The organism is Gordonia sp. (in: high G+C Gram-positive bacteria) (assembly GCF_020438995.1).
GTDB lineage: Bacteria > Actinomycetota > Actinomycetes > Mycobacteriales > Mycobacteriaceae > Gordonia.
Window position 1 is genome coordinate 1 of the sequence record NZ_JAGQTN010000247.1, and the last position, 1,868, is coordinate 1,868.

Annotated in this window: 2 protein-coding genes; both read left to right on the forward strand. The window is 67.0% G+C overall.

The annotated features are described in order from the left end of the window. Positions 1-339, forward strand: a 339-nt coding sequence (locus KDB67_RS17105) for a DUF732 domain-containing protein (RefSeq protein WP_291018119.1), incomplete at its 5' end; no start/stop codon positions are given. 141 nt (positions 340-480) lie between these two features. After that, positions 481-1,868, forward strand: a 1,388-nt coding sequence (locus KDB67_RS17110) for a protein kinase (RefSeq protein WP_291018122.1), incomplete at its 3' end; no start/stop codon positions are given.

Genomic DNA, 1,868 nt, shown 5'->3' on the forward strand with positions numbered 1-1,868 from the left:
AGCCCAGAAACGTCGAGCCCAGAAACGTCCAGCCCGGAATCTTCAAGTCCGGAGCCGCCGACCGACTCGGGATCCGGCGGTAGCGGGCTCTCCACGGAGAAGGAGAACGAGGTCTTCCTGCAAACACTTGAGCAACTCAACGTGGACGTGCCCGACAAGGACAAGTACATCAAGGTGGGCAGACAGGCCTGTACCGATATCCGCGGCGGAAAGTCATTCATCGATATCGCGCTGAACTCGCCGCTCGGTCTCGGTCCGGTGCAGAGCGGCTCGGTCGTCGGGGCCGCGATCGGTGTCTTCTGTCCCGACCAGCAGTCCAAGATTTCCGCGGGAGGTTGAGTCGGGCGCCGGGAGATCAACAATGTTCCGGCACAGCGTTGTCCGGCCGTAGTACATGAAAAATATTCGGCCACAAGAACTTTCAATGCATTAGGGTGATCCGGCACGGCAGTGCCGGACAGGGAAGATCAGGGGAGATAGATGGCGCTGCAACCGGGTTCAGAGTTCGCCGGGTACACCGTCCTGTCCAAGCTCGGCCAGGGTGGCATGGGGCAGGTGTACGTGGTCGAACACCCGCACCTGGGCCGCCGCGAGGCGATGAAGGTGATCTCCGTCAGCGGCGACCCCGAATTCGAGCGGCGCTTCACCGCGGAGGCCAAGACCGCCGCCGCCCTCAACCACCCCAACATCATCACCGTCCACGGTTACGGCATCGTCGACGGTTCGCCGTGGTTCACGATGTCGTACATCGACGGTCGCGATCTGGCCACCGAGCGGCTCACCCTCCCCGAGATCGGGACAGTGGCCGGTAAGGTCGCCGACGCCCTCGACTACGCGCACCGCAAGAACGTCATCCACCGCGACATCAAGCCGGCCAACATCGTCGTCACCCGCGACCCGGACACCCGGCAGCTCGACGACGTGGTGGTCCTCGACTTCGGCATCGCCAAGCTGGTCACCGACGCCACCGCGATGACCGCGGCCAACATGGTCGTCGGGACGATGGCGTATCTGGCTCCCGAGGTGGTCGCGGGCAAGCCGGCCGGGCCGCGTTCGGATCAGTACGCACTGGCCTGCACCACCTACCAGCTGATCACCGGCACCACCCCGTTCTCCGGCGACACCGCGCCGGCGATGATGATGGCGCACGCCACCGCGCCCGTACCCCGCATCAGTTCGGTGCGGCCGGATCTCGCCGCACTCGACTCGGTGTTCGACACCGCGCTGGCCAAGGATCCGGCACGCCGCTATGCCGACTGCCGTACCTTCGCCGTCGCGCTGAACCGGGCGCTGCAGGCTGCCCAGGGCGGTGCGCAGGGTGGTCCACGACCCGGATTCACCCCCGTACCGGCACCGTTCCCCACCCCGACGCCCACGCCGGCCCCGCAGCCCGGGTCGTGGCCGTCCGGTCCTTCCAACCCGGTGCCCTCCAACCCGGCACAGGCCAATCCCGGATATCCGGGGCAAGTCAACTCCGCACCCAACAACGCCGTCCCGTCCGGCACGATGCCGCTCGGGGCCTTCGGATCACCCCAGCAGGGCGGTCCGCACCAGCAGAGTGGTCCGCAGCAGACCCCGTACGGGGCCTTCGGCGCGGCCCAGTCGGGGCCGCAGGGCCGACCGCCGCAGGGTGGCAACTCCAACAACCTGGTGAAGATCCTGGCCGGTATCGCCGCCGCGGCGGTCCTGGTCATCATCATCGCGATCGTGGTGATGGTCGCCAAGTCCGGCGGCGACGACAACACCACCACGACCGCGGGTACCACTACCAGCACCACCACGACCACCAGCACCACCGACGAGACGACCACGACGACCGAGCCGACCACCAGCACCCCGCCGACAGCCTCGTCGACGACGCTCAACCT